This window comes from Paraburkholderia fynbosensis (assembly GCF_902859935.1).
Lineage (GTDB): Bacteria > Pseudomonadota > Gammaproteobacteria > Burkholderiales > Burkholderiaceae > Paraburkholderia > Paraburkholderia fynbosensis.
In genome coordinates this window covers 529,597-556,470 of the sequence record NZ_CADIKI010000001.1, presented here as the reverse complement: position 1 = coordinate 556,470, position 26,874 = coordinate 529,597, and the positions used below count along the sequence as shown (strand labels likewise).

The following is a 26,874-nucleotide window of genomic DNA, read 5'->3' as shown; positions in this document are numbered from 1 at the left end:
CTGCACATAGCGCGTGAAGTGAGCTGCCGCAATATGCATGCCAAAGCGGCCGACCGCGGGCGGCCTGCGCGATTGACGGCACAGTCCGGCGGCGCGTCGTAGAATCGTGCCGTCTCACGCCGGAGATCGAAGGGCGGCGATCCGCCGTTCGGTCCTTGCCGGTTCCGTGCTGCGTCTTTTTTGCAAGAAAATCCGATGAGTTTTCGCCGCCATTCACTGCTTGCCCTGTTGAGCGTCTGCGCATGGGCTGCTGCATCCGCCGTTTCCTCTGCTTCAGCCGCCACGTCGCAGAACGCCGCCGCTGCGGCGGCGAGCGAGGCCAGCCCGGCAGCCGCGAGCGCCGCCGCCGTGCCCCTTGCCGATAGCGGCGGTCCGGCGTACGGGCCAGAGTTGCAGGGCTTCACGTATCCCGCGCCGGTCGAGCGCTTCGAGTTCACGTCGCAAGGCGTGCCGCTGCAGATGGCCTACATGGACGTCGAACCCGCCAAGCCGAACGGCCGCACGGCGGTGTTGCTGCATGGCAAGAACTTCTGCGCAGCGACGTGGGACGCGACCATTCATCGGCTGAGCGATGCCGGCTATCGCGTGATCGCGCCGGACCAGATCGGCTTCTGCAAATCGAGCAAGCCCGAGCACTATCAGTACAGCTTTCAGCAGCTCGCGCGCAACACGCATGCGCTGCTGGAATCGCTGGGCGTGAGCGACGTGACGATGATCGGTCATTCGACCGGCGGCATGCTGGCGATCCGCTATGCGCTGATGTATCCGCGCGAAACGCAGCAACTGGTGCTGGTGAACCCGATCGGTCTCGAAGACTGGAAGGCGAAAGGCGTGCCGTCGCTGTCGGTGGACGAGTGGTATGAGCGCGAACTGAAGACGAGCGCCGACGGCATCCGCCGCTACGAGCAGGCCACCTATTACGCGGGCCAGTGGCGTACGAACTACGAACCCTGGGTGCAGATGCTGGCGGGGATGTACCGCGGGCCGGGCAAGCAGATCGTCGCGTGGAATTCCGCGTTGCTGTACGACATGATTTACACGCAGCCGGTCGTGTATGAATTGGGGCAGTTGAGCATGCCGACGCTGTTGCTGATCGGGCAGAAGGACACCACCGCGATCGGCAAGGATGCGGCGCCGCCCGCGGTGCGTGCGCAGCTCGGCCATTACCCGGAACTGGGCAAGGCGGCGGCGAAGGTGATCCCGCATGCGACGCTGGTCGAGTTCGCGGAGTTGGGGCACGCGCCGCAGATGCAGGATCCGCAGGCGTTTCATCAAGCACTGCTGGACGGGATGGCGGCGGTGCCGGCCAATCGCTGAATGCGCACTTCAGTGGGCAACCCGGTCAGCACCTGACTGACCGGTTGCCTGAAGCAAAAAACAAGGGCGGTCACTGTGCCGCCCTTGTTCATACGCCGGCGCGATTACTTCCCGGCACTCAACTCGTCGCGCACTTGCGCGCCGATCTCGAACGACCGCAGCCGCGCTGCGTGATCGTAGATCTGCGCGGTGAGCATCAATTCGTCGGCGCCCGTCTGATCGATGATCGACAACAGGCCTGCGCGCACCGCGTCGCGATCGCCGAGCACGGTGCACGCGAGCGAGTGCGCGACGCCGTTCAATTCCATCTCCGACGCCTCGATCCGCTCGACCGGCGGCTGCAACTGGCCGGGCGTGCCTCGCCGCAGATTGATGAACTGCTGTTGCAGCGAGGTGAACAGACGCTGCGCTTCCTCGTTGGTGTCGGCAGCGAACAGGTTGACGCCGACCATCGCATGCGGTTTGTCGAGCGTTGCCGACGGCCGGAACTGCGAGCGATAGACCTGCAGCGCGGTGAGCATGTAATCGGGCGCGAAGTGCGACGCGAACGCGAACGGCAGGCCAAGCGCCGCGGCGAGCTGCGCGCTGAACAAGGACGAGCCGAGCAGCCACAGCGGCACGTGCAGCCCCGCGCCCGGCACCGCGCGAATGCGCTGGCCGGGCACCGGATCGGCGAAATAGCGTTGCAACTCGACGACGTCGTCGGGGAAAGAATCGGCGCTGTTCTGCAGATCGCGACGCAGCGCGCGGGCGGTGCTTTGATCGGTGCCCGGCGCGCGGCCGAGACCGAGATCGATCCGACCCGGGTAGAGCGACGCGAGCGTGCCGAACTGCTCGGCGATGACGAGCGGCGCATGGTTCGGCAGCATGACGCCGCCGGAGCCGACGCGGATCGTCTTCGTGCCGCCCGCCACATAACCGATCACCACCGACGTCGCCGCGCTGGCAATCCCTGTCATGTTGTGATGTTCCGCGAGCCAGAAGCGGCGGTAGTGCCACTTTTCCGCATGCTGCGCGAGATCGAGCGTATTTCTGAACGCGTCCGCCGGTGTGGCGCCCGCGGTGACCGGCGAAAGGTCGAGGACCGAGAAGGGGATCATTGTCTGTTCGTTTGCTGTTTCCGGCGCTCTCGCGCGATGGGGCATTGTGGCAAAGGTTGCGTTTTTCTGCTGACGGTGCGCGGATGTCCACGTTCGTCGAAGGGGGTTTGGGCCCGGCCGGCCCGCTCAAACGTTACATGCAAAGCCGATATAGATATGGCCGATCAATATTTAACAAGCGCATGTCGCGCTGCTACCTTAGGCCCCTCGAACAGCGTCATGCAGCCGGCGCAACACGCTACCGCCCCGCTGCGCAACCATTCAGGGAGACACTGACGTGTCCATCGAATTCATCGGTATGATCCAGACCCGCAAGGTGTCCGAAACCCACGCGCCGCAAGGCCCCACGGTCGACGTCGGCTACGTTGAGCAATTCGCCCGCGCACATGAAGCCGCGGGCTTCGACCGCATTCTCGTGCCGCATCATTCGACCAGCCCCGACGCGCTACTCACCGTCGCTCATGCGGCGAACGTGACAAGCCGCGTGCACTTCATGCTCGCGCACCGGCCGGGTTTTGTCGCGCCGACGCTCGCCGCGCGTCAGCTGGCGACGCTCGATCACTACTCGGGCGGACGCCTCGCGGTGCACATCATCTCCGGCGGCGACGATGCCGAACAGCGCCGCGATGGCGATTACCTGTCGCACGACGAACGCTACGCACGCACCGACGAATACCTGCATATCCTGCGCCGCATCTGGACCGAGACGAAGCCCTTCGATCATGCGGGCAAGTACTATCGCTTCGAACAGGGCTTCTCCGAAGTGAAGCCCGTGCAACAGCCGCATATTCCGGTGTACTTTGGCGGCGCGTCGTCGCCTGCGCTCGAAATCGCCGGCCGTCACGCGGACGTCTATGCACTGTGGGGGGAGTCGAAAGCCCAGGTGCGGGAGCAGGTGGCCCGCGTGCGGGAGCAGGCCGCGAAGCACGGCCGCAGCGTGCGCTTCTCGGTGTCGTTCCGGCCGATTCTCGCGGCCACCGAAGCCGCCGCGTGGGAGCGCGCGGAGCACATCCTCGCCGAAACACGGCGGCTGCGCGCGGCGCAGGGGCTCGGCGTCGGCGGTCCGGCGCAAAGCGAAGGCGCGCGGCGGCTGCTCGCGGCATCGGGCGAGTCGGATCGCGCCGACGAGCGCTTGTGGACCGGCATTGCGCGCGAAATCGGCGGACGTTCGAATTCGACCGCGCTGGTCGGCACGGCAGAACAGGTCGCCGATACGCTGGCCGAGTATCACGCGCTCGGCGTGTCGACGTTCCTCGTACGCGGCTTCGATCCGCTCGAAGACGCGATCGAGTACGGCCGTGAATTGATTCCCGCGACCCGTGACCGCATCGCGCGCGTCGAGCGCGTGGCGGCCTGAACGGAGACGCGCGTGACCGAACTTTCTCTCGCCGCATCCGACTCCCCGCACGCAGCCGAGCCGCCGACGCTCGCGCGTCACGCGCCGCTGCGCAAGTTCTGGTTCGACGATGTGCCGCCGCGCGAGAGCATCGCGGCCGAACGCCGGCATCGGCAGGAACGGCTGGCCGTCGCGTTTCGTCTGTTTGCGCGCCATGGCTTCGATCAGGGGCTCGCGGGTCATATCACCGCGCGCGACCCCGAGTGGCCCGATCACTTCTGGGTCAATCCGTTCGGCAAGCATTTCAGCCGTATCCGCGTGTCCGACCTGTTGCTGGTGAATGCCGAGGGCGAGATCGTGGTCGGCGAAGGGCCGTTGAATCAGGCGGCCTTCGCGATTCACGCGGCGATCCACGAAGCGCGCCCCGACGTGATTGCGGCGGCTCACACGCATTCGCTGTACGGCAAGGCGTGGTCGACGCTCGGCCGCACGCTCGATCCGCTGACTCAGGATGCGTGCGCGTTCTATCAGGACCATGCGCTGTTCGACGATTTTCGCGGCGTCGTGCTCGACACGGAGGAGGGGGCGCGGATCGCGACCGCGCTCGGCGAGCGCAAGGCGGTGATCCTGAAGAATCACGGCATCCTCACGGCGGGCCCAAGCGTCGAAGCGGCGGCCTGGTGGTATATCGCGCTCGATAACGCGTGCCATGCGCAACTGCTCGCGCAAGCCGCCGGTAGCCCACAAGCGATTGCGCACGACGTCGCCGCGCTCACGCACGAGCAGGTGGGCCGTCCGGGCGGTGCGCTGTTTGCATTCCAGAGCTTGCTGGAAGGGCTCGTGGAAGCGGAGCCCGACGTGCTCACTTGAGCGCATCTCAATGACGCCGCACGCCTGCGGTTCGCGGCGCAGATGGCAGGCGGATCGCAAACGGATCGCCAGCGGATCGGTGGGCGCCGCGCGCTTCGCGCACGCCGCGCTGTGCGAACGGCGTGCCGCGATGGACTGACATCTGCGTCGCGTCGCGGCGCTCGCGCGGACCGCATGAGCGCCTGACGCAGACCGATCCCTTTTTCAAACCCACCCATGACCCAGATGCTGAGGCCGGACCGGCTGCGCGTGTTCGTCGGCCGGATTGCTTCGCTTGTCGACGAGGCCGCGCATGACGACGCGACCCATGAATCTCTCGACGCACTACAAAACGAAACCCGCAAGGAAGCGCGTCTGCTCGAAGCCGGCGCCGCCGCATTGCGCGAACTGATCGCCCACGACGACTGGCTGCCCGATGCGTTCGCGCAGCCCCATCCCGAGCGGTATCAGCAATTCCTGTTGCACGCGGACTCGCGGCAGCGTTTCTCAATCGTCAGTTTTGTGTGGGGACCCGGCCAGGCGACGCCCGTGCACGACCACACCGTCTGGGGTTTGATCGGCGTGTTGCGGGGCGCGGAAATTGCTCAAACTTACCGTATCCGCGAGGGCGGTGCGCTCATCGAACACGGTGCACCGCAGCGCCTCGAACAGGGGGCCGTGGACGCGGTGTCGCCGCGTATCGGCGACATCCATCGCGTGAGCAATGCTTTTGACGACCGTGCGTCGATCAGCATTCACGTGTACGGTGGAAATATTGGCGCGGTGACGCGCTCGGTGTATACCGGCGACGCGGGCCGTAAGACTTTCATCTCAGGTTACTCGAACGACGTGTTGCCGAATATCTGGAATGTCTCGAAGGAGTCTCTTACCCCATGAGTGTCATCAACGAATTCCGTACCCGATCATTTGAAGACGTGCGCGGCGCGCTTATCGCCCGTGAAGAAATTGCACTTGTCGACGTGCGTGAGGAAGACCCGCACGCGCGCAGTCATCCGTTGTTTGCCGCCAACCTGCCGCTCTCGCGGCTCGAACTGGACGCGCCCGTGCGCCTGCCACGCGTGGCGGTGCCGATTGTCGTGTTCGACGCCGGCGAAGGCCTTGCCGAACGGGCCGCGCGGCGTCTGGGCGAACTCGGCTATACCGACGTCGCCTTGCTCGAAGGCGGTCTGCAGGGCTGGCGCGAAGCCGGCGGCGAACTGTTTCAGGATGTCAACGTGCCGAGCAAGGCGTTCGGCGAACTGGTGGAAAGCGTGCGCCACACGCCGTCGCTGTCGGCGCCGCAGGTGCAGGCGCTGCTCGATAGCGAAGCCGACGTGGTGGTGCTCGACGCGCGCCGCTTCGACGAATACCAGACCATGAACATCCCTGGCAGCATCAGCGTGCCGGGCGCCGAACTGGTGCTGCGCGCGCGGCAACTCGCACCGAACCCGGCCACGCGGATCATCGTCAATTGCGCGGGGCGCACGCGCAGCATCATCGGCGCGCAGTCGCTAATCAATGCGGGCGTGCCGAATCCGGTCGCGGCGCTGCGCAACGGCACGATTGGCTGGACGCTGGCGGGGCAGGCGCTCGCGCACGGCAGTTCGCAGCGCTTCGAGCCGGTCGTCGACGACGCGCTGCGTCTGGCCGCCGCCGACGCCGCGCGCGCGGTCGCGGATCGCGCGAAGGTGGGCCGCACATCGCGCGACGAAGCGCGCCGCTGGGCCGACGAGGCGGTGCGCAGCGTGTACCGCTTCGACGTGCGCACGCCGGAGGAATACGAAGCGGGCCACGTGCCCGGTTTTCGCAGCGCGCCGGGCGGCCAGCTGGTGCAGGAAACCGACATGTTCACGCCGGTGCGCGGCGCGCGCGTGATTCTCGCGGACAACGACGGCGTGCGTGCGAATATGAGCGCGTCATGGCTCGCGCAGATGAACGTCGAGGTGTACGTGGTCGACGGTCTGAGCGCTGCCGACTTCGCCGAGAAGGGCGCGGCGCCGCCCGCGCGTCTTGCGCCCGCGCCGCCCGAGGCCGATGAAATCACGCCGGCCGAGCTGCGCACGCTGCTGCAGTCGCCGGGCACGGTCGTACTCGATTTCACGACGAGCGCGAACTATGTGAAGCGCCACATTCCCGGCGCGTGCTTCGCGATTCGCAGCCTGCTCGATGCGGCCGTGCGCAAATTGCCGGATGCGCAACGCTATGTCGTGACCTGCGGCAGCAGCCAGCTTGCACGCTTTGCCGCGCCCGAACTGGCGGCGCTGACGGGCCGCCCGGTGCAAGTGCTCAGCGGCGGCACGGCGGCGTGGATCGAAGCGGGCTTTCCGCTCGAGAGCGGCGAGACGCGCATGGTGTCGCCGCGCATCGATCGTTACCGGCGTCCGTATGAAGGCACCGATAACGCCCACGAAGCGATGAACGCATATCTGGAGTGGGAGTATGGGCTCGTCGCGCAGTTGGGGCGCGATGGCACGCATGGGTTTCGCGTGCTTTGACTTTGATTTGAGTTGACTTCGACCGCTGCTTGCGCGTCTCCTTGAACGCTCGCTCGATGACCGCGCCGAATGGTTCAACCGGCTGTTGCAGCTTGTCGGGTACGCGCGGCTGCACGAGCCAGATGTCGCTCAGCGGCTTGAAGTCGCTGAGCGTGACGATATCGAGCGCGTCGGCGTGCGCGCGTGCGGCGGCGGTAGCGGCACGAGGCCGAGCCCGTTGCCGCCCGTTACCAGTTGCAGTGGCAACTCGGCCTATTGCAGCGACTGGCAGCGAATGACAGCGAGGTAGGCGTCGATTTCGTCGATCCTCATGATGTGCGGTGCTGGGCACGAGAGCGCAAAAAGAATGCGTTCGAAAATACCCGCCGCGCTGCGCACGCCCGCATCGCGCTCAATATCGTTCGCCTATTTGCTTAGCAGAATAATGCGTTTGTCTTATACAGAGGCGTCCCTTATCGTCGATGGCAAATCACTTCGTGCCATCGGGCAAGCATCGCCATGACGACTCTGCGTTTTTCGTTCGACCTCCTCTCTGTTTCGAAGCGTGCGTGGTCCGCACCGGTTCGCACCGTCACGCTGACGATGGCGGCGCTGCTGTGCGCCGCGCCCGCTCATGCGGCCGATCTGCCGGTGCTCAAAGTCGGCGACCAGTCCTTGCAGACGCGCGGCATTCTCGAAGCGTCGGGCCAGTTGAAAGACCTGCCGTACAGGATCGAATGGTTCAACTTTCCGGCTGCGCAACCGCTCGGTGAAGCGTTGAACGCGGGCGCGGTCGATGTCGGCGGGCTCGGCGATGCACCGCTCGTCTTCGCGCTGGCAGCGGGCGCTCAGGTGCGGGCGGTGGCCGCGACGCGCTCGACGCCGCTCGATCTCGCGATTGTCGTCGCTGCGAATTCGCCGCTCAACGACGCGGCGAGTTTGAAGGGCAAGCGCATCGCGACGACACGCGGCTCGATCGGCCACTATCTCGCGCTTGCCGCCTTGAAGAAGGCCAACGTGCCCGTGAGCGAGGTCACCTTCGTGTTTCTCGCGCCCGCCGATGCCAAGGCGGCGCTCGCGTCAGGCAGCGTCGACGCGTGGTCGGTGTGGGATCCGTATACGGCGCTGGGCGAAGCGCGCGATCACGACCGCATCATCGCGAATGGCGTCGGTCTGTCCGAAGGGCTGAGCTACCAGGTCGCGACGGATCGCGCGATCGCCGGCAAACGCGCGCAACTCGCCGATTTCCTGCGGCGCGTGGCGCTCGGCCAACGCTGGGCGCTGTCGCATCCCGACGAAGTCGCGGCGATGCAGTCACGCGTGACCGGCCTGCCGGTCGACGTGCTGAAGACGGTTTATCAGCGCGGCCAGGTGCATCCGGTGACGATCGACGACAGCGTCGTCAGCGCGCAGCAGCGCACCGCCGATACCTACGAAGCCGCCAACGTGATCCGCGCGCATCTGGACGTGCGCACGAGTTTCGACCGCAGCTTTCCGTTGCCTTGATGCGGCGGGCGGGCGCGTGAGCATGAACGCCATTCGCTCGCGCCGCCCAAATCATCTGCCAATTCGGTGTAAACGCGCTCTCGTCTAAACCGGCTAATGCGATTAGATTATCTGCACTTGGAAGGCTTATCGAGGGACCAGGGCGGCCAAACAAGCAGCGGTTTGCCATTCCGGCGATGGCGCAAGGTGTGCAGCCAAGGTTGCTCACCGCTTCGACGGAACCGGACCGCTGCGCGTCGTCCACGGTGCTTCGTAACTGGCGGCCAGTGGCCGCTTTCACTTCCGGTCGACTGTATCGACCGACCTGGCGACGCTTTTTTCTAGCGTCGCCTTTTTGCTTGTGGTCGCGCTGTGTCGTGCTTGTCTGCGATGAGCCGCGCACTGCGGCTTTCAGTTCGCCACCGCCCCCGCGGCCTTCACGCCACTGCGGCGCCGCGCTTTCGTCGCGCTTTTGCGACGTGCCGCGCAGACGCGCGCGAATTCCCGGTTTTCAATCGACTTGCATACGCGACGGCCACGTGCCGCCGTGTCAACCTCGCTCGCGGTTTGTGCCGGGTGCGGTTATCCTGTAGCTCGTTCCGAAGGAAGCCCCCTTGGGAGGCACTACATACGGGAATGCGCGTTTGACAGCGCATCCGCACAGGGAATTCGCCGTGAGCCTGAAACTGCTTAGCGTCGCGATGTTGGCCACGTGCGTCGCACTCACCGGCTGCGACGATCGACAGAGCGACTACGCCGTGCAAAAACTCAAAGACTTCTTCAACGCCGTCAAACCCGATGCGTTGCTGCTCAGAAACCTGACGCCGGGCATCACGACCGAGGCGCAGATCCGCGAGCAGATGGGCAAGCCAGAAACCGAGCGCACCTTCACCGATGGCTCGAAGCGCTTCGAATATCCGCGCGGCCCGCAAGGGCTGAACACGTACATGGTCGACATCGACCGTGACGGCAAGCTGCAGGCCATTACGCAGGTGCTGACGGCGGCCAGCTTCGCGAAGATCCGCATGGGCATGAGCGAGGACGAGGTGCGCCGGCTGCTCGGTAAGCCCGGCGAGGTCGCGGTGTTTCCTCTGAAGCCGGAGACCGTGTGGAGCTGGAAGTGGCGTGAGGGCGGCGTGACCGAGGAAGGGACTTTCAACGTGCACTTCGACCGCAATTTGAAGGTGTACACGACCTCGCGCTCGGACGTGATACGAGGGCGATAGAAAATAAGAAGCGGGGTGATGACAATGATACGTCGACGTCGGTACAGCCGGATCGGGCTGGTGTTGGGAGGCGGCGCCGCGCGCGGCTGGGCGCATATCGGGGCGATTCGCGCGTTGCATGACGCGGGCATCAAGCCCGACGTGGTGTGCGGCACCTCGATCGGCGCGCTGGTGGGCGCGGTGTACGCGAACGGCGACCTCGACTGGCTCGAGGAGTGGGTCGCGCGGCTCACGTGGCAGACCGTGGTGCGTCTGCTCGATCTGCGCATCTCGGGCGGTCTGCTCGGCGGGCGCAAGGTGATCCAGCTATTCGCGGACAAATTCAACGGCCGTTCCATCGGGCAGTTGAACCTGCCGTTCGCCGCGGTCGCCACCGAGCTCGATACGGGCCGTGAAATCTGGTTGCAGGAGGGCAGCACGATCGATTCGGTGCGCGCCTCGATTGCGATTCCCGGCATCTTCACGCCGGTGTGGCACAACGGCGTGTGGCTCGTGGACGGCGGCCTGAGCAATCCGGTGCCGGTCTCGGTGGCGCGCGGCATGCGTGCGGACTGTGTGATCGCGGTCGATCTGAACAACGACATTCTGAACGGCCGAGACTTCGGCGGCGGGGTGGTCGAAACGCCCTCGCTCGATCCGGGCGCGCCGCCGCCCGTCGCGCTGCGCCGCAACGGCAAGCCGTGGCCGCGCTGGCTGGCGCCCGCCGACGCCAGCTCCACCGATGACGTGCGCGTGGCGCCCGCGCCGAGCGCGCGCGTGCCGTCGATGCTGAGTTCGATCGCGCAAAGCATCGACATCATGCAGGTGCGGATTTCGCGCAGCCGCCTTGCCGGCGAACCGGCGGATATCCTGATTCAGCCGCGACTGGGCGGCATGGGCATTTTCGATTTTCACCGCGCGGCGCCGGCGATCGAGGAAGGGCGCGCGGCGGTCGAATACATGCTGCCGGCGATTCGGGCGCGGCTGGGGATGGAATAAGGCGGCGCGGTCTATCGAAAAAGCGACCGGAAACTTGCTAAATCGCGGCGGCGCCCGCCGCCCGCGCCGGACATTACAAACGCATATCTCCTGCAAAAACCAAGCGCTACCGGCATTGCGTGGCGCCCAGGCGCGGTTTGTTGCGACGCAACAAGACCCATGCCCTCCATTTGAGAAAATGATTTTCGCTTGCGAGACTCCGCGCCATGCCGGATGAGACGGGCAGGCCGCGAGGCCGACGCCGTCCGCGACATTCTCAATAAACCTGGATGGAGACACGCGTGTTCCTATACGGCTTTGGTCCGGTGTTGCTGGCCGGCACGATCCAGACGATCGAGCTGTCCGTCCTGTCGCTGGCGGCTGCCGTGCTGCTCGGCCTCGCGGGTGCGGCGGCGAAACTCTCGTTCAACCGCCCGCTGCGCGCGCTGGCGACCGGCTATACGACGCTGATCCGCTCGGTGCCCGATCTCGTGCTGATGCTGCTGCTGTTCTACAGCATCCAGATCGCGGTCAACGATCTCACCGATGCGCTGAGTCTGCCGCAGTTCGACATCGATCCGTTCGTCGCCGGCGTACTGACGCTCGGCTTCATCTACGGCGCGTACTTCACCGAGACCTTTCGCGGCGCGTTCCTCGCGGTGCCGCGCGGCCAGCTCGAAGCGGGCAGCGCGTACGGCATGAGCGGCGTACGCGTGTTCACACGCATCCTGTTCCCGCAGATGATGCGCTTCGCGCTGCCCGGCATCGGCAACAACTGGCAGGTGCTGGTCAAGGCGACCGCGCTGGTGTCGATCATCGGTCTCGCCGACGTGGTCAAGGCCGCGCAGGACGCGGGCAAAAGCACCTTCAACATGTTCTTCTTCATCCTGGTCGCCGCGCTCATCTATCTGGCGATCACCACGGTATCGAATCTCGTGCTGATCTGGCTCGGCCGGCGCTATTCGATCGGCGTGCGCCACGCGGAGCTCTGAGCGACATGATCGACATCATCAATCAATTCTGGCGCGCGTTCCTGTTCTGGGACGGCCAGCGCATCTCGGGTCTCGCGGTCACGCTGTGGCTGCTGGCGGCGTCGATCGGCATCGGCTTCGTCGTGTCGATTCCGCTCGCGGTCGCGCGCGTGTCGAAAAAGCGCTGGCTGTCGACGCCGGTGCGCATCTACACCTACGTGTTTCGCGGCACGCCGCTCTATGTGCAACTGCTGCTGATCTACACCGGCATCTACAGCCTCGCGTTCGTGCGCTCGCACAGCTTGCTGGACGCGTTCTTCCGCAGTGGTTTTCACTGCGCGATTCTCGCGTTCGCGTTGAACACCTGCGCGTACACCACGGAGATTTTCGCTGGCGCGATCCGTTCGACCTCGCACGGCGAAGTGGAGGCGGCTCGCGCGTACGGCATGAGCTGGTTCACGATGTACCGGCGCATTGTGATACCGTCCGCGCTGCGCCGGGCGCTGCCGTTGTACAGTAACGAAGTGATCCTGATGCTGCACGCCACGACGGTCGCGTTCACGGCCACCGTGCCGGACATCCTGAAGGTGGCGCGCGATGCGAACTCGGCCACGTACCAGTCGTTCAACGCATTCGGCCTCGCGGCGCTGCTGTATCTGATCGTGTCGTTCGCGCTGGTGGCGCTGTTTCGCCGCGCCGAGCGTCACTGGCTGGCTTACCTGGCGGTGCGCACGCACTGAGCGCGCGCTGTTGGCACCGGCGGGGCATCGTCACCGTCACAGATCGATCCGTATTTTCACAGGGAGAGCATCTTGCTCCACACCACTCAGACCGAAGCTTGCAAGCTCGCCGTACAGGACATCCACAAGCGCTACGGCGATAACGAAGTGCTCAAGGGCGTGTCGCTGAACGCGAACAAGGGCGACGTGATCAGCATCATCGGCGCGAGCGGGTCGGGCAAGAGCACCTTTTTGCGTTGCATCAATTTTCTCGAGCGGCCGAATGCAGGGCAGATCGTCGTCGACGGCGAAGCGGTCAAGACCAGGACCGACCGAGCCGGCAATCTCGAAGTCGCCGATCACAAGCAGCTGCAACGCATCCGCACGAAGCTCGCAATGGTGTTCCAGCACTTCAACCTGTGGGCGCACATGAACGTGATCGAGAACATCGTCGAAGCGCCGATTCACGTGCTCGGCATGTCGCGTCGCGAAGCGGAAGAGCGCGCGCGCGAATATCTCGAGAAAGTGGGTCTCGCGCCGCGTCTGGAAAAACAGTATCCGTCGCATCTGTCGGGCGGCCAGCAGCAGCGCGTGGCGATTGCGCGCGCGCTGGCGATGAACCCCGACGTGATGCTGTTCGACGAGCCCACCTCCGCGCTCGACCCCGAACTGGTCGGCGAAGTGCTGAAAGTCATGCAGAAGCTCGCCGAAGAAGGCCGCACGATGATCGTCGTCACGCATGAGATGGGTTTCGCGCGCAACGTGTCGAATCACGTGATGTTCCTGCACCAGGGCCGCACCGAAGAAGAGGGCCTGCCCGCCGAGGTGCTCACCGCGCCCCGCAGCGAACGGCTCAAGCAGTTCCTGTCCGGCAGCCTGAAATAACGCGCGGCCCGCGCTCGCGTTTTACTGATTAGCGATGCCTCGACCGTCCAGCCCGGCTCGCACCACCCAGGTCGCGATCGTCGCTTTGCCGCCCGTGTCGATGTCGGGTGTCGGGCCGATTGTCGACGCGCTCAATCTTGCCAACGAAATCGACGGCCGCGCGCTGTACCGCGTGCAGGTGTGTTCGTGGGACGGCCGCGCGGTGCCGCTCGCGGGCGGCGCGCAATGGCCGGCCGACGCCGCGTTCGGCGACGCGATCGCGTGCGACTGGCTGATCATCGTCAGCGAACGGTTTCAGCAATTCGCCGACTATCGGCTCTTTCTCGCGAGCCTCTCGCGCGTCGGCCAGCGCACGCCGCTCGTCACCGGCATTCACCACGGCGTGTGGTGGCTCGCGATGGCCGGGCAGTTGTCCGGCTATCGCGTGAGCGTGAACTGGGAAACCTATCAGCAGTTCTCCGAGCAGTTCGAACGCTCGATCGTCACGCAGCAGATCTTCGAAATCGACCGCGATCGCGCCACCTGCGCGGGCGGTCAGGCGAGCGTCGATTTCATGCTGGCGATGATCGGCCGCGAGCACGGCCCCGAACTCGCCGACCGGATCGCCGACGCGCTCGGCGTGGGCGTGTTGCGCGCGGGCGAAGAGCGTCAGCGCATTCCGTTCGTGACCGCGCCGGGTGAGCGTCATCCACGTCTGAACGATGCGCTGCTGCTGATGGAAGCGAATATCGAAGACCCGCTCACCACCGATGAAATCGCCGCTCTCGTGGGCGTCTCGCGGCGGCAGCTGGAGCGGCTGTTTCGCCAGTATCTCGGCTCGATGCCGTCCAAATACTACTTGGGGCTGCGCCTGTCCAAAGCGCGCACGCAATTGCAGCGCACCAGCAAGTCGGTGGTGCAGATCAGCCTCGCGTGCGGGTTTGCGTCGGCGGCGCATTTTTCCAATGCCTATCGCGAACGCTTCGGTGTCACACCGCGAGAGGATCGTCGCAACTGGATCGACAGGCAGACCGGCGCGAGTGGCGCCGCGGCCAGCGAACCGCGCCCGGCCGCGCTGATCGAGCGGCCGGATCTGGCGGATTGAAGCGGAACCTCATAGAAAGCGTCGCGTATGCGCAAGACGTATCGCGTGCGGTTTCCTACACTACCTGTATTACCTCTCACCTGTAACGAGGATTGCCATGAACGACTTGACAGTGACACGCAAGACCTTCGACGAAGTCATGGTGCCGGTGTTTTCGCCCGCCGCCTTCGTACCGGATCGTGGTCTCGGCTCACGCGTTTGGGATACGCAAGGCCGCGACTATATCGACTTCGCCGGCGGGATCGCCGTCACCGCGCTCGGTCATGCGCATCCGGAGTTGCTCAAGGTATTGCACGAGCAGGGCGGCAAGCTGTGGCACATCGGCAATGGCTATACCAACGAGCCGGTGCTGCGTCTGGCCAAACGTCTCGAAGACCTGACCTTCGCGGACCGCGCGTTCTTCGCCAACTCGGGCGCGGAAGCGAACGAGGCGGCGTTGAAGCTCGCGCGGCGCGTCGCGTTCGACCGTCATGGCCCAAAGAAGGCAGAAATCATCTCATTCACGCAGTCGTTTCATGGCCGCACGTTCTTCACGGTGAGCGTGGGCGGGCAGCCCAAGTACTCGGAAGGCTTCGGCCCGGTGCCAGCCGGCATCACCCACTTGCCATACAACGACATCGAAGCGGCGAAGAAAGCGATCGGCGCGCAGACCTGCGCGGTGATCGTCGAGCCGATCCAGGGCGAGGGCGGCGTGATTCCCGCCGATCCGGCCTTCCTGAAGGCGCTGCGCGAAGCCTGCGATCAGCACGGCGCGCTGCTGATTTTCGACGAGGTGCAAACGGGCGTGGGCCGCAGCGGCTACTTCTACGCGTATCAGGACACCGGCGTCACGCCAGACATCCTGACCACGGCGAAGGCGCTCGGCAACGGTTTCCCGATCGGCGCGATGCTGACCACCGCCGAACTGGCCGCGTATTTCAAGGTCGGCGTGCACGGCACGACCTATGGCGGCAATCCGCTCGGCTCGGCGATCGCGGAGAAAGTGGTCGAGCTTGTCAGCGATCCGAAGCTGCTCGAAGGCGTGCGTGCACGCGGCGAAGCGCTGAAGGACCACCTCGCGAAAATGCACGAGCGCTTCGGCCTCTTCACGCAAGTGCGCGGCAAGGGCCTGCTGATCGGCGCGGAACTGAGCGACGCGTTCAAGGGCCGCGCGAAAGACTTCGTTACCGCGGCGGGCCAGCACGGCGTGATCATGCTGATGGCGGGCCCGGACGTGCTGCGTTTCGTGCCGTCGCTGATCATGCCGCTCGAAGACATGAACGAAGGCTTCGAACGCCTCACGAAGGCCTTCGGAGAAATCGTCGGCGCGAACGCGCAAGCGGCGGCGCGTTGATTCACGCCAGCGCGCTCATGATCCGGCTCCAGCACCGAACCATGCGTCACATTCAACAGGATCGATGATGCTTTTCGTACGTCCAGGCCACCTGGCCGATCTCGATGCGCTCGAACATATGGCGCGCACCGCGCAACCGGTGCTGCATTCGTTGCCGCACGACCGGCGCGCGCTCGAAGCGCGCGTCGCCTTGTCGGAAGACTCGTTTCGCGCGGATGTCGATTTTCCGGGCGAGGAGTTCTATCTGTTCGTGCTCGAAGACAGCGAAAGCGGCAAGCTGATGGGCACCGCGAGCATCGTCGCCGCGGCCGGCTATTCGGACCCGTTCTACGCATTTCGCAACGACGCGCTGATTCATGCGTCGCGCGAACTGCACGTGAACCGCAAGATTCACGCGCTGACCATGTCGCATGAACTGACCGGCAAGAGCCGGCTCGCGGGCTACTACATCGAGCCGTCGCTGCGCGGCGAGCCCGCCGCGCATCTGATGTCGCGCGCGCGGATGATGTATATCGCGGCCAATCGCCGGCGTTTTACGCCCGAGGTGTTCTCGCTGCTGCTCGGCGTCACCGACGAGAACGGCGTGTCGCCGTTCTGGGAAGCGGTGGGGCGCAAGTTCTTCGGCCGCGATTTCGCCGACATCGAAATCGAATCGGGCGGGCGCAGCCGCACTTTTATCGCCGAAGTGATGCCTACCTATCCCGTGTATGTGCCGCTGCTGCCGGCAGCAGCGCAGCGCGTGCTCGGCGAGCCGGATTCGAAGGCCCTGCTCGCCTATGAGATTCACCAGGAAGAAGGCTTCGAGACGGACCGCTTCATCGACATTTTCGACGCGGGGCCGGTCGTGACCGCGCAGGTGGATCGCAGCGTCTGCGTGACGCGCAATGAAACGCGGGTGGTCCACGAGTCGGCTGCCGCCGCGGCGAACGCCGCGACGTATTTGATCGCGCATAACGGCGCCGACGGCGAATTCCGCTGCGTGCTCGGCGAACTGGCCGCGGGCAAGGACGCGGGCGCGTCGCTGCCGCACGCGGCGCGCGCGGCGCTTGGCGTGCAGGAGGGCGATACGGTGCGTTGCGTACCATTGCATGCGCCGCGTCAGGATGAACATTCGGGAGAGGCGCAATGATCGTCGTTCGCGTTGTGCAACGAGGCGATGTGGACGCGCTGATGCGGCTCGCACAGGAAACCGGCCCCGGCCTCACCACCTTCAAGCCCGACCGCGATGCGTTGGCGGCGCGTGTCGAACGCGCGCGCCGCACGATGGAAGACAAGGCCGAGCCGCACGAGGCCGGCTACTTCTTCGTGATGGAAGATACGGACACCGGCGACGTGGCGGGTGTCTGCGGCATCGAAACGGCGGTCGGCCTGCAGCAGCCGTTCTACAACTATCGCGTGAGCACGGTGGTGCACGCGAGTCAGGACCTCGGCATCTGGACGCGCATGAGCGCGCTGAACATCTCCCACGACCTGACCGGTTATGCCGAAGTGTGTTCGCTGTTCCTGAGCCCACGCTATCGCACGAGCGGCGTAGGCGGCCTCCTGTCGCGCTCGCGCTTCATGTTTCTCGCGCAGTTTCGCGAGCGTTTTCCGCAGCGTCTGTGCGCGGAACTGCGCGGCCACTTCGACGCGGAAGGCACCTCGCCGTTCTGGCGCGCGGTCGGCTCGCATTTCTATCAGATCGATTTCAACGCGGCGGATTATCTGAGCTCGCATGGCCGCAAGGCATTTCTCGCCGAGCTGATGCCGCGCTATCCGGTGTATGTCGAGCTATTGCCGGAGGAAGCGCAGCAATGCGTCGGCCTCACGCATAGCGACACGATTCCGGCGCGCCGCATGCTCGAAGCGGAAGGCCTGCGTTACGAAAATCACGTCGATATCTTCGACGCGGGTCCGGTGCTCGAATGCCATATCGCCGACTTGCGCACGGTGCGCGAGAGCGTGCTGGTGCCGGTCGAGATCGCCGATGCGCCCGCTCACGCGCCGCAGGATGGACCGAAATCGATGGTGTCGAATACCTCGCTGGGCGATTTTCGCGTCGGCGTGGTGGCGGGCGTGCCGCAGGACGGTGTGTTCCGACTGAGCGCGACAGAAGCCGCCGCGCTCGACGTCAAGGCCGGCGACCAGGTGCGGGTGCTGCCGCAGAAACACAAACAAGGATGATCATGAGCGAGCTTTTCATCGACGGCGAATGGGCCGCCGGCACAGGACCCGCATTCGCGTCGCGCAACCCGGGTACGGGCGCGACGGTGTGGGAAGGCAACAGCGCATCGGCGGACGACGTCGATCGGGCCGTGCGCAGCGCGCGCCGTGGCTTCGCGGCGTGGTCGGCGTTGAGTCTCGACGAACGGTGCGGCGTGGTGCGCCGCTTCGCCGCGCTCGTGACCGAACGCAAGGAAGCGCTTGCCGAAGCGATCGGCCGCGAAACCGGCAAGCCGCTGTGGGAAGCGCGCACCGAAGCCGCGTCGATGGCCGCGAAGGTCGAGATCTCGATTCAGTCGTACAGCGAGCGCACCGGCGAGAAGCGCTCGGCAATGGCCGACGGCACGGCAGTGTTGCGGCATCGCCCGCATGGCGTGGTGGCCGTGTTCGGACCGTATAACTTTCCGGGCCATTTGCCGAACGGGCATATCGTGCCGGCGCTGATCGCGGGTAACGCAGTCGTGTTCAAGCCGTCCGAACTCGCGCCAGGCGTGGCCGCGCTCACCGTGCAGACCTGGCGCGATGCGGGCTTGCCGGCCGGCGTGCTGAATCTCGTGCAGGGCGAGAAGGACACCGGCATTGCGCTCGCGAATCACCGGCAGATCGACGGGCTCTTCTTTACCGGTAGTTCGGACACCGGAACATTGCTGCACAAACAGTTCGGCGGGCGGCCGGAGATCGTGCTCGCGCTGGAGATGGGCGGCAACAATCCGCTCGTGATCGGCCCGGTGGCCGATCTCGACGCCGCCGTGCATCACACGATTCAATCGGCGTTTCTGTCGGCGGGGCAGCGCTGCACGTGCGCGCGCCGGATCTTCGTGCCGAACGACGCGTTCGGTGCGCGCTTCGTCGAACGCCTCGTCGATGTCACCTCGCGCATCAGCGTCGGCGAATATAACGCCGATCCGCAGCCGTTCATGGGCGCGGTGATTTCTGCGCGCGCCGCGTCGCGTCTGGTGGCGGCGCAAGAACGATTGCTCGCCGATGGCGCTCAAGCGCTGCTGAAAATGAAGCAGCGCGATCCGCAACTCGGCTTCGTCACGCCGGCGATTCTCGATGTGACGAACGTGAAAGATCTGCCCGACGAGGAGCACTTCGGCCCGCTCGCGCAGATCATCCGCTACGGCGGGTTCGACGAAGCGCTGGACAAAGCCAACGACACCGAGTTCGGCCTCTCCGCGGGCCTCCTCGCCGACGACGAAGCGCTGTGGACGCACTTCCAGCGCACCATCCGCGCGGGCATCGTCAACTGGAACCGGCCGACCAATGGCGCGTCGTCGGGCGCGCCGTTCGGCGGACCGGGCCGCTCGGGCAATCACCGGCCGAGCGCGTTCTATGCCGCCGACTACTGCGCATACCCGATGGCGTCCGTCGAAAGCGCGCAACTGCAAATGCCCGCGAGCGTCTCGCCGGGCCTTCAATTCTAAGGATCGACGATGCAAGCCACTGAAGCCAATTTCGACGGCCTGGTCGGCCCGACCCACAACTACGCGGGGCTCTCGTTCGGCAACGTCGCATCGCAGAACAACGAGAAGTCGATCGCGAATCCGAAGGCGGCCGCGCGCCAGGGTCTGCGCAAGATGAAGCAGCTGGCCGACCTCGGTTTTCATCAGGGCGTGCTGCCGCCGCAGGAGCGTCCGTCGATGCGCCTGTTGCGCGAACTCGGCTTCTCCGGCGACGAAGCGACGGTGATCGCGCGCGTCGCGAAAGACGCGCCGGAATTGCTCGCTGCCGCGAGTTCGGCCTCGGCGATGTGGACCGCGAACGCGGCGACCGTGAGCCCGTCCGCCGACACACACGACGGCCGCGTGCATTTCACGCCGGCCAATCTGTGCAGCAAGCTGCATCGCGCGATCGAGCATGCCTCGACGCGCCGCACGTTGAGCGCGATATTCGCGGATAACGATCGCTTCGTGGTGCACGAGGCGTTGCCCGGCACGCCCGCGCTCGGCGACGAAGGCGCGGCGAATCACACGCGCTTTTGCGCGGACTATGCGGCGCGCGGCGTCGAGTTCTTCGTGTATGGCCGCAGCGAATATCGTCGCGGGCCGGAGCCGAAACGTTTTCCCGCGCGTCAGACTTTCGAGGCGAGCCGCGCGGTTGCGCATCGTCATGGGCTGGCGGACACGGCCACGGTGTTCGCGCAGCAGAACCCCGAGGTGATCGACGCGGGCGTGTTCCACAACGACGTGATCGCGGTCGGCAATCGCAACACGCTGTTTTGCCATCAACTCGCGTTCGTCGAACAGAACGCCGTGTACGACGAGCTGCGCGCCAAACTCGCGGGGATGAGCGCGGGCTTTGACGTGATCGAAGTACCGGATGCGCAGGTGAGCGTGGCCGACGCCGTCACGTCGTATCTGTTCAACAGCCAGTTGCTGACGCGCCCGGACGGCAAGCAGGTGCTGGTGGTGCCGCAGGAATGCCGCGAAAATCCGCGGGTCGCGGCCTACCTCGACGAACTGGGCTCGCATGCGGGCCCGATCGACGATGTGCTGGTGTTCGATCTGCGCGAGAGCATGAAGAACGGCGGTGGCCCCGCGTGTCTGCGTCTGCGTGTGGTGCTCGACGACGCGGAACGCGCCGCGGTCACGCCGGGCGTGTGGATCGACGACAAGCTGTTCGGCCGTCTGGATACGTGGATCGAACAGCATTATCGCGACCGTCTCGCCCCGGCCGATCTGAGCGATCCGCAATTGCTGCGCGAGTCGCGCACCGCGCTCGACGAACTGACGCAGATTCTCGGCCTTGGTTCGCTGTATGACTTCCAGCGCTGAGCACGCAATGCCGGTGCCGCTGATGCTCGACGATTTCCTCGCCTATACGCTGGCGGGCACGCGCCCGGCCGCGAACGAAACGCAGGGCGTGTGCGCAAACGGCGTGCGCTGGTCGTGGCTCGACGACGGCGTGCTCGTGCTGGAGCCCGCCGCGCTTCAGCGGGGCGCGCGCAGCGTGCTGGTGTCGGCCGGCGTACACGGCGACGAAACCGCGCCGATCGAATTACTGGCGTTTCTCGTGCGCGATATTGCGCGCGGCAGCGCCGCGCTGACGTGCCGCCTGATGGTGATTCTCGGCAACGTCGATGCGATGCGCGACGCGCTCCGCTATCGCGACGACGATCTGAACCGGCTCTTCAGCGGGCGTCATCTGCAGGTGCCGCAGAGCCACGAAGCGCCGCGCGCTGCGGCGCTGGAGCAGGCGGCGGTGCAATTCTTCGCGGCGGCGCCGGATGCGCCCGGCGCGCGTTGGCATATCGACATGCACACGGCGATTCGCGCGTCCGCGTTCGAGCAATTCGCACTGTTGCCGCATACCGGCAAGCCGTTTTCGCGCGCGATGTTCGAATGGCTCGGGCAGGCGCGCATCAGCGCAGTGCTGTTGCACACGACCAAGAGCACGACGTATTCGCACTTCACGGCGCACGCTTGCGGCGCCCATGCCTGCACGCTGGAACTGGGCAAGGTGCGCCCGTTCGGCGAGAACGATCTGACGCGCTTCGCGGGCGCCGATCTCGCGTTGCGTCATCTGCTGGCCGGCACGCAGGGCGCAGCCGACGCGGGCGCCGCACTGCCGCGCGTATTCACCGTCATCGATCAACTCACCAAGCAGAGTGAAGCGTTCGAGTTGCTGTTCGCGGCGGACGTCGCGAATTTCACGCCGTTCGCTAAAGACACCTTGCTCGCGCGCGACGGCGACTATCGCTACACCGTGCGCCACGACGAAGAGCGCATCGTGTTTCCGAACGCGACGGTCAAGCCTGGCTTGCGCGCGGGTCTGCTCGTGGTCGAGACCACGGAGCAGACGCTGGCGCAACTTGTCTAGACAGGTGGGGTAGGTCTCCCCGGAACCCTGTACAATCCCGGCCTCGCGGCTGGTCCACCGTACCAAGCCGGCCGCACGAGTCTGGATCGCATTCCGGCGCAGCACCCCTCGCCGCCCTGACCTGGCTCAGTTTTATTCAATACCGTAGAGGAACACCCGTAATGAAGATGAATTGGCGAAACATGGCTGCGCTCGCGCTGTTCGCGACGGCGACGGTGACGACAGGCGCCGCGTCGGCCGCGGAGATCAAGGAAGTACGCTTCGGCGTCGAAGCGTCGTATGCGCCGTTCGAATCGAAGTCGCCGTCCGGCGAGTTGCAAGGGTTCGACATCGACGTCGGCAACGCCGTGTGCGCGAAGCTGAAAGCCAAATGCGTATGGGTCGAGAATTCGTTCGACGGCCTGATTCCGGCACTGCAGGCGCGTAAGTTCAACGCGATCAACTCGGACATGACGATCACCGAGCAGCGCCGCCAGGCGGTCGAGTTCACCGATCCGATCTACACGATCCCGAACCAGATGATCGCGAAGAAGGGCAGCGGCCTGCTGCCGACACCGGCATCGCTGAAGGGCAAGTACGTCGGCGTGCTGCAGGGCACGATCCAGGAAACTTACGCGAAGGCGCGCTGGGCGCCGGCGGGCGTCGACGTCGTGCCCTATCAGACGCAGGACCAGATCTACGCCGACCTCGCATCGGGCCGTCTCGATGCGTCGTTCCAGGACGCGGAAGCGGCCTCGAAAGGCTTTCTGAAGAAGCCGCAAGGCGCGGGCTTCGAATTCGCGGGTCCGGCCGTCACCGACGAGAAGCTGCTCGGCGCGGGCGTGGGCTATGGCATCCGCAAGGGCGACACCGCACTCAAGGATGCGCTCAACCAGGCGCTGAAAGACCTGAAGGCGGACGGCACGATCGACCGCCTCGCCGCGAAGTACTTCGACGTGAAGGTCGTGCTGCGCTAAAACGCGACGAAACTGTCGATGCAAACGGCCGCGATCGCGGCCGTTTGCATTCGGCCTGCGGCAAACGGTGGCTCCGGTATCGGCCCACGCCCGCCGCCACCGCCGCTCAGCGCACGTTCGCCTCGGGCTGAACGAGATAGTCGAACACCACTTCACCGAGCCCGAGCGTCAGATCGGCGACCAGGTGGCGCGCCTCGACGATCTCGAGCACTGGCAGCTCTGCGACCGGTGCAAGCGCGTGCGGCGCCAGTTCGAGCGCGGCCGGTCCGGTCCAGGCGCCTTTCAGCTCGATATCCTGCAGGTAGTAGCGCACCAGCTCGCAGATGCGCGGCGTGCCGTCCACGTGCGGAATCACCTTGAGCAGAAAGTTCGGCGCTTCGAGGCGATTCTTCTGCTGCGCGAGATCGAGCTGCCGGTGCTTATAGCCCATCGTGCCGGTGGCGATGCGCACCGGGCCGTAATCGAGCGTGCCGACCAGCGTGTCGGTGTGGACCGCCAGCACCGGGTTCGCGAGCTTCTTCGGAAAGCCCCACAATTCGCGGCCGCCGGCGATTGGCGGGTGATCGTCCAGATACATCGCCAGCGTGTAGCCGCCCGCGATGCCGTTGAGCGAGACCGGAATCACCTGGCCGCTTTCCGTGTAGTCGCCGAAGCCGGTCGAGTCGGGCATGCGGATGAATTCGTAATGCACCAGCGGTTCGCCGATCTCGAGCGGCTCGGGCACCACCGCGCGCAGTTTGTCGGGGTCGGTGCGGTAAGTGATGATCAGGAATTCGCGGTCGATGAACCGGTACGGACCCATCGGGAACGCCGGGCTCGTGATCGGCATCGCGAAGGCATTTGACAGCACGCTTTTGACGTCCATGTTTTTCCTTGCTGGTTAAAGGCGGTTGGAACGCTTTTGCACTGCACCGGAGTATCGTCGATTCCTTGACCGGCATCCCCGCCGACCGTTCGTCAATTATTTCGAGATATTGCGTCGTTGACATGTCGAGGGCTGACGGCCTGCGCTAAAATCGGCCGGACATTGTCGGCGCCACGGGTTTTGAGCGGCTCGACGAACGCGCGCCACGGCGCGGCTAAAACCAAAATACAACGGGAAGCGCCAAAGGCGCTGCGCGGGGATCGCCATGACCACCATCGCCATCGAGACTCTGAGCCAGACCGGCGCCACCGACGAAGCGCCTCTGCTTGCCAGCTTTGCCCGGCAGCCGATTCTTACTCGGGAGGGCATGCTGTGCGGCTACGAGATCAAGGTGCGGGCGCCGGCGGTGCCGGTGGACGAAGCGGACCAGGCCGAAGCCAGCCACGAAGCCCATCCCGATGCATTGCCGGGCCGCCCGCCCACGCCGGCGCAACGCGTGGCGCGCGCCGTCGTCCGCGGTCTGCTGCAGAGCGACGTGCGCAGTGCGCTCACCGGACATCCGGCCTATGTCGACGTCAGCCGCGAGATGCTGCTGGACGATTCCATTCTGCAGTTGCCGCCCGAGCGATTCATGCTCGAACTGTCACAGGCGCTCGAGGTCGACGACGCACTGATCGCAAGGGTCGTGCAATTGCATACGCGGCGCTATCGCTTCGTGCTCGACGAGGTAACGCAGCCCAACGAGAGCTTCGCCAAACTGCTGCCCTACGTCGACGTGGTCAAGATCGACGTCGCGCGCGCGCCGCGTGCGCTGCTGCCCAAGCTCGCGAGCGTACTGAAGTCGGCGGGCAAGCTGCTGCTCGGTTGCGGGATCGACGCGCAGGCCGACTTCGAAGCGATGCACGGCCTCGGCTTCGACCGCTTTCAGGGCTATTTCTTCGCTCGTGGCCAAAGCTCGGCGACGCGGCGTGTCAGCGCGCCGCGCCATGCGTTGCTGAATCTGCTGCAATTGCTGGCCGGCGACCCGACCGTCGCGCAACTCGAAGCCGAACTGAAGCTCAATCCCGTGCTGGTGATGCACCTGATGAAGCTGGCGAATTCGAGCGGGCTCGCCGTCGGTCACAAGGTGACGACGCTGCGCGATGCGATCAACGCGACCGGCACCGACCGCATCGCGCGCTGGACGCAATTGCTGCTCTATGCCGACGGCCGCAAGGTCGCGCTCGAGGACGATCCGCTGCTGCAACTCGCGGCGACCCGCGCGCGCTTCATGGAACTGGCGATCGAACGCTTGCCCGAAGCCGGCCGCGACGAGGCCGATGCGGCGTTTCTGACCGGCGTGTTCTCATTCGTCGACGCGGTGTTCGGTGGCTCGCTCGAAAGCACGTTGAACGTGCTGACGCTGTCGCGTCCGATTCAGGCGGCGATCCTGCGTCGCGAGGGCGTGCTGGGGGGCGTGCTGAGCACGGTAGAGGCGCTCGAGCGCGGCGAGTGGGAGCGGGCGGCCGCACTGTGCGAACACTTGCCGCCGCTGACGGTAGAGGAGGCCGCACAGATGGGACTCGCGGCCGGCGCGTGGGCCGGCGTCGCGGATCGCAGCGCGCAAGGGTTGGAAAGGATCGAGGATTGAGGGCGATGCCGGTGCAGCGTTGAGCCTCGGGTCAAGAGCAGGGCCGAGGCCGCGGCGTGCAGCGCACGCGTGGGGGACTGGCGCCCGCGCAGAGCCTCGCAAAACCGCGCATCGGTTTCGCATGAACAACATTGACGCAGGGCAAATACAGAACAGTCGAGAGTGAAACGCCGCGATCAACGATCGCGCCACGTCTTCACATCATCTCCATTTCCCGCATCTGCCCCAAGCCGAAAAAACGGCCTAACTCCTTCGCCAGCTCGTTCAACACGCTCATCTCCTTCTGCGAGATGCGGCGCGGCTCCTGCGCATGCGACCAGTCGCCGTATAAGAGCGCCACCGTCTGGTCGCTTTCGTCGACGACCGGCAGCAGCACGAAGGCGCGGGTGTCGTCGAACGATCGGCGGAACCATTCCGGTAATCGCGCGACCATTTTCGGATCGCGCGCATTCTCGATGAAGATGCCGACCGAGTTCGCAATCGCGAGATGAAACACGTCCGGCTCGAACGCGGTATTGAAGGTCAGCTTCGGCAGCGCCGCGTCGATCTTCGGACCGAGGCCGAGGCGCGCCTTGAAGGTGCCGTTGCTGTGCTTGACGAACACTACCGTGCGTGCGAAGCCGAGGCCGGCCAGCACGGTTTCCGACGCCATCGCGAGGGCCGGCGCGAGCGGGCTGCCGGCGGGCAGCTCGCGCAGATCCTTGACGCCCACCGCGATGCGCGCCTCAGGGCTGAGTGCCTCACGCGCGATCGCATCCGCGTTGGCGCGCAGCTCGACGATCTCGGCCATCACGCCATCGCCGCCTTCTTCGCGGGCGAGCGCGACGCTCATCTCGAGCAGCACGTCGGGGTCCGTATTCAGCGCGCCGCTATATTCCTGCGCCAGTTCGGCGATGCGCGCCTCGCGTTCCCAGTCGGGCATGTTCTGCTGCGTGAGCACGTCGGCGACCGCGGTCGAGTAGTTGGTGATGGCGCGCAGCCACTGCACCTGGCGCGGCTGCTCGACGTCCTGCGGATCGAACTCGCCCATGCCCGAGCGGATCATGTCGGGCAGACGCCAGCGCACCGCGGCTTCCGCGCCGATCTCGTCGAAGGTCACGCCGAGCACCAGCACGCACGCATCGGCTTCGAGCGTGCCGTCGTCGATATGACGGCGAATCTGATCCCACTCGGCGTCCAGATAGAACACCACCAGCAGCTTGCCGATCTGCCGCATCAGCGTGCAGACCACCGCTTCCTCGCCGGCGCGCAGGTCGCCGCGCTCGGTCAGCTTGCGCGCGACACAGCCCGATAGCAGCGTGCGGTTCAGTTCGAGTTTCGCGTCGATGCGGCGCGGCGCGCTTTGATGAAAGTGATCGACGATCTTCAGACCGACGACGAGATGGCCGACCGCGTCCATGCCGAGCACCATCAGCGCGCGCGACACGGTCGTGATGTTGCCACCGAACGCCATGTACATCGCCGAGTTGGCAAGGCGCAGCACCTTTTGCGTCAACGCGAAATCCGACAGCACCACCTGCACTAGACCCGTGAAATCAAGGTCGTCGTTGTTCACTGCCGCCATGGTGGTACGCAGCGACTGCGACAGCATCGGAAAATCGCCGCGCTCGCTCATTCGCGTCCAGAGCCGGTCGAGCACTGTCGCCTTTACCATGTGAGTCCC

23 protein-coding genes are annotated in these 26,874 nt (G+C 65.4%); 20 read left to right on the top strand and 3 right to left on the bottom strand.

Annotated features, from left to right (window positions below; genetic code table 11):
• Nucleotides 1–195 precede the first annotated feature (195 nt).
• Complete coding sequence (locus HV770_RS02440; protein WP_175157908.1) at nt 196–1,317, top strand: alpha/beta fold hydrolase; 1,122 nt, start codon at nt 196–198, stop codon at nt 1,315–1,317.
• Nucleotides 1,318–1,421: 104 nt separating this feature from the next.
• On the opposite strand, the gene HV770_RS02435 is transcribed toward HV770_RS02440, so the two are convergent.
• Nucleotides 1,422–2,417: an LLM class flavin-dependent oxidoreductase gene (locus HV770_RS02435; RefSeq protein WP_175157907.1), complete on the bottom strand. Its 996-nt coding sequence runs from the start codon at nt 2,415–2,417 to the stop codon at nt 1,422–1,424.
• A gap of 277 nt (nt 2,418–2,694) precedes the next feature.
• On the opposite strand from HV770_RS02435, the gene HV770_RS02430 reads away from it, so the two are divergent.
• From HV770_RS02430 to HV770_RS02345, 18 genes are all read left to right on the top strand, one after another.
• Nucleotides 2,695–3,774 (top strand): LLM class flavin-dependent oxidoreductase, encoded by a 1,080-nt coding sequence (locus HV770_RS02430; RefSeq protein ID WP_175157906.1) that lies wholly within the window; start codon nt 2,695–2,697, stop codon nt 3,772–3,774.
• Nucleotides 3,775–3,786: 12 nt separating this feature from the next.
• Nucleotides 3,787–4,623, top strand: a complete 837-nt coding sequence (locus HV770_RS02425; RefSeq protein WP_175157905.1) for a class II aldolase/adducin family protein — start codon at nt 3,787–3,789, stop codon at nt 4,621–4,623.
• Between the two features lie 216 nt (nt 4,624–4,839).
• Nucleotides 4,840–5,499 carry a cysteine dioxygenase family protein gene (locus HV770_RS02420; protein ID WP_175157904.1) on the top strand — a complete coding sequence of 220 codons (660 nt, stop codon included), beginning with the start codon at nt 4,840–4,842 and terminating at the stop codon, nt 5,497–5,499.
• Nucleotides 5,496–7,097, top strand: a complete 1,602-nt coding sequence (locus HV770_RS02415) for a rhodanese-related sulfurtransferase (RefSeq protein WP_175157903.1) — start codon at nt 5,496–5,498, stop codon at nt 7,095–7,097. The genes HV770_RS02420 and HV770_RS02415 overlap by 4 nt, the downstream gene beginning before the upstream one ends.
• Before the next feature lie 582 nt (nt 7,098–7,679).
• Nucleotides 7,680–8,582 carry an ABC transporter substrate-binding protein gene (locus tag HV770_RS02410; RefSeq protein WP_175158033.1) on the top strand — a complete coding sequence of 301 codons (903 nt, stop codon included), beginning with the start codon at nt 7,680–7,682 and terminating at the stop codon, nt 8,580–8,582.
• A 653-nt stretch (nt 8,583–9,235) separates the two neighbouring features.
• Nucleotides 9,236–9,787 carry a hypothetical protein gene (locus tag HV770_RS02405; RefSeq protein ID WP_175157902.1) on the top strand — a complete coding sequence of 184 codons (552 nt, stop codon included), beginning with the start codon at nt 9,236–9,238 and terminating at the stop codon, nt 9,785–9,787.
• A 24-nt stretch (nt 9,788–9,811) separates the two neighbouring features.
• Complete coding sequence (locus HV770_RS02400; protein WP_175158032.1) at nt 9,812–10,765, top strand: patatin-like phospholipase family protein; 954 nt, start codon at nt 9,812–9,814, stop codon at nt 10,763–10,765.
• Between the two features lie 281 nt (nt 10,766–11,046).
• On the top strand, nt 11,047–11,736 hold the full coding sequence (locus tag HV770_RS02395) for an ABC transporter permease (protein ID WP_175157901.1): 690 nt from the start codon (nt 11,047–11,049) through the stop codon (nt 11,734–11,736).
• A 5-nt stretch (nt 11,737–11,741) separates the two neighbouring features.
• Nucleotides 11,742–12,455, top strand: a complete 714-nt coding sequence (locus HV770_RS02390; RefSeq protein ID WP_175157900.1) for an ABC transporter permease — start codon at nt 11,742–11,744, stop codon at nt 12,453–12,455.
• Nucleotides 12,456–12,527: 72 nt separating this feature from the next.
• On the top strand, nt 12,528–13,319 hold the full coding sequence (locus HV770_RS02385; RefSeq protein WP_121318837.1) for an ABC transporter ATP-binding protein: 792 nt from the start codon (nt 12,528–12,530) through the stop codon (nt 13,317–13,319).
• A gap of 34 nt (nt 13,320–13,353) precedes the next feature.
• Complete coding sequence (locus tag HV770_RS02380) at nt 13,354–14,403, top strand: GlxA family transcriptional regulator (protein ID WP_121318835.1); 1,050 nt, start codon at nt 13,354–13,356, stop codon at nt 14,401–14,403.
• A 97-nt stretch (nt 14,404–14,500) separates the two neighbouring features.
• The gene (locus tag HV770_RS02375) at nt 14,501–15,736 is read left to right on the top strand and encodes an aspartate aminotransferase family protein (RefSeq protein ID WP_175157899.1); all 1,236 of its coding nucleotides are present in this window, start codon (nt 14,501–14,503) and stop codon (nt 15,734–15,736) included.
• Nucleotides 15,737–15,803: 67 nt separating this feature from the next.
• Nucleotides 15,804–16,865, top strand: a complete 1,062-nt coding sequence (gene aruF / locus HV770_RS02370; protein WP_175158031.1) for an arginine/ornithine succinyltransferase subunit alpha — start codon at nt 15,804–15,806, stop codon at nt 16,863–16,865.
• Nucleotides 16,862–17,899: an arginine N-succinyltransferase gene (astA, locus tag HV770_RS02365; RefSeq protein ID WP_175157898.1), complete on the top strand. Its 1,038-nt coding sequence runs from the start codon at nt 16,862–16,864 to the stop codon at nt 17,897–17,899. Before aruF ends, astA begins: the two co-directional genes overlap by 4 nt.
• 2 nt (nt 17,900–17,901) lie before the next feature.
• Nucleotides 17,902–19,365 carry a succinylglutamate-semialdehyde dehydrogenase gene (gene astD / locus HV770_RS02360; RefSeq protein ID WP_175157897.1) on the top strand — a complete coding sequence of 488 codons (1,464 nt, stop codon included), beginning with the start codon at nt 17,902–17,904 and terminating at the stop codon, nt 19,363–19,365.
• Between the two features lie 9 nt (nt 19,366–19,374).
• The gene (astB, locus tag HV770_RS02355; protein ID WP_175157896.1) at nt 19,375–20,715 is read left to right on the top strand and encodes an N-succinylarginine dihydrolase; all 1,341 of its coding nucleotides are present in this window, start codon (nt 19,375–19,377) and stop codon (nt 20,713–20,715) included.
• Nucleotides 20,699–21,760 (top strand): succinylglutamate desuccinylase, encoded by a 1,062-nt coding sequence (gene astE / locus HV770_RS02350; protein WP_246290682.1) that lies wholly within the window; start codon nt 20,699–20,701, stop codon nt 21,758–21,760. The genes astB and astE overlap by 17 nt, the downstream gene beginning before the upstream one ends.
• 161 nt (nt 21,761–21,921) lie before the next feature.
• Nucleotides 21,922–22,716: an ABC transporter substrate-binding protein gene (locus HV770_RS02345; RefSeq protein WP_175157895.1), complete on the top strand. Its 795-nt coding sequence runs from the start codon at nt 21,922–21,924 to the stop codon at nt 22,714–22,716.
• A gap of 106 nt (nt 22,717–22,822) precedes the next feature.
• Here HV770_RS02345 and HV770_RS02340 read toward each other — a convergent pair whose 3' ends face one another.
• Nucleotides 22,823–23,581: an acetoacetate decarboxylase gene (locus HV770_RS02340; protein ID WP_175157894.1), complete on the bottom strand. Its 759-nt coding sequence runs from the start codon at nt 23,579–23,581 to the stop codon at nt 22,823–22,825.
• 265 nt (nt 23,582–23,846) lie between these two features.
• On the opposite strand from HV770_RS02340, the gene HV770_RS02335 reads away from it, so the two are divergent.
• Nucleotides 23,847–25,211 (top strand): EAL and HDOD domain-containing protein, encoded by a 1,365-nt coding sequence (locus HV770_RS02335; RefSeq protein ID WP_175157893.1) that lies wholly within the window; start codon nt 23,847–23,849, stop codon nt 25,209–25,211.
• A gap of 196 nt (nt 25,212–25,407) precedes the next feature.
• Here HV770_RS02335 and HV770_RS02330 read toward each other — a convergent pair whose 3' ends face one another.
• Nucleotides 25,408–26,865, bottom strand: a complete 1,458-nt coding sequence (locus HV770_RS02330; RefSeq protein WP_175157892.1) for an HDOD domain-containing protein — start codon at nt 26,863–26,865, stop codon at nt 25,408–25,410.
• Between the last annotated feature and the right edge of the window lie 9 nt (nt 26,866–26,874).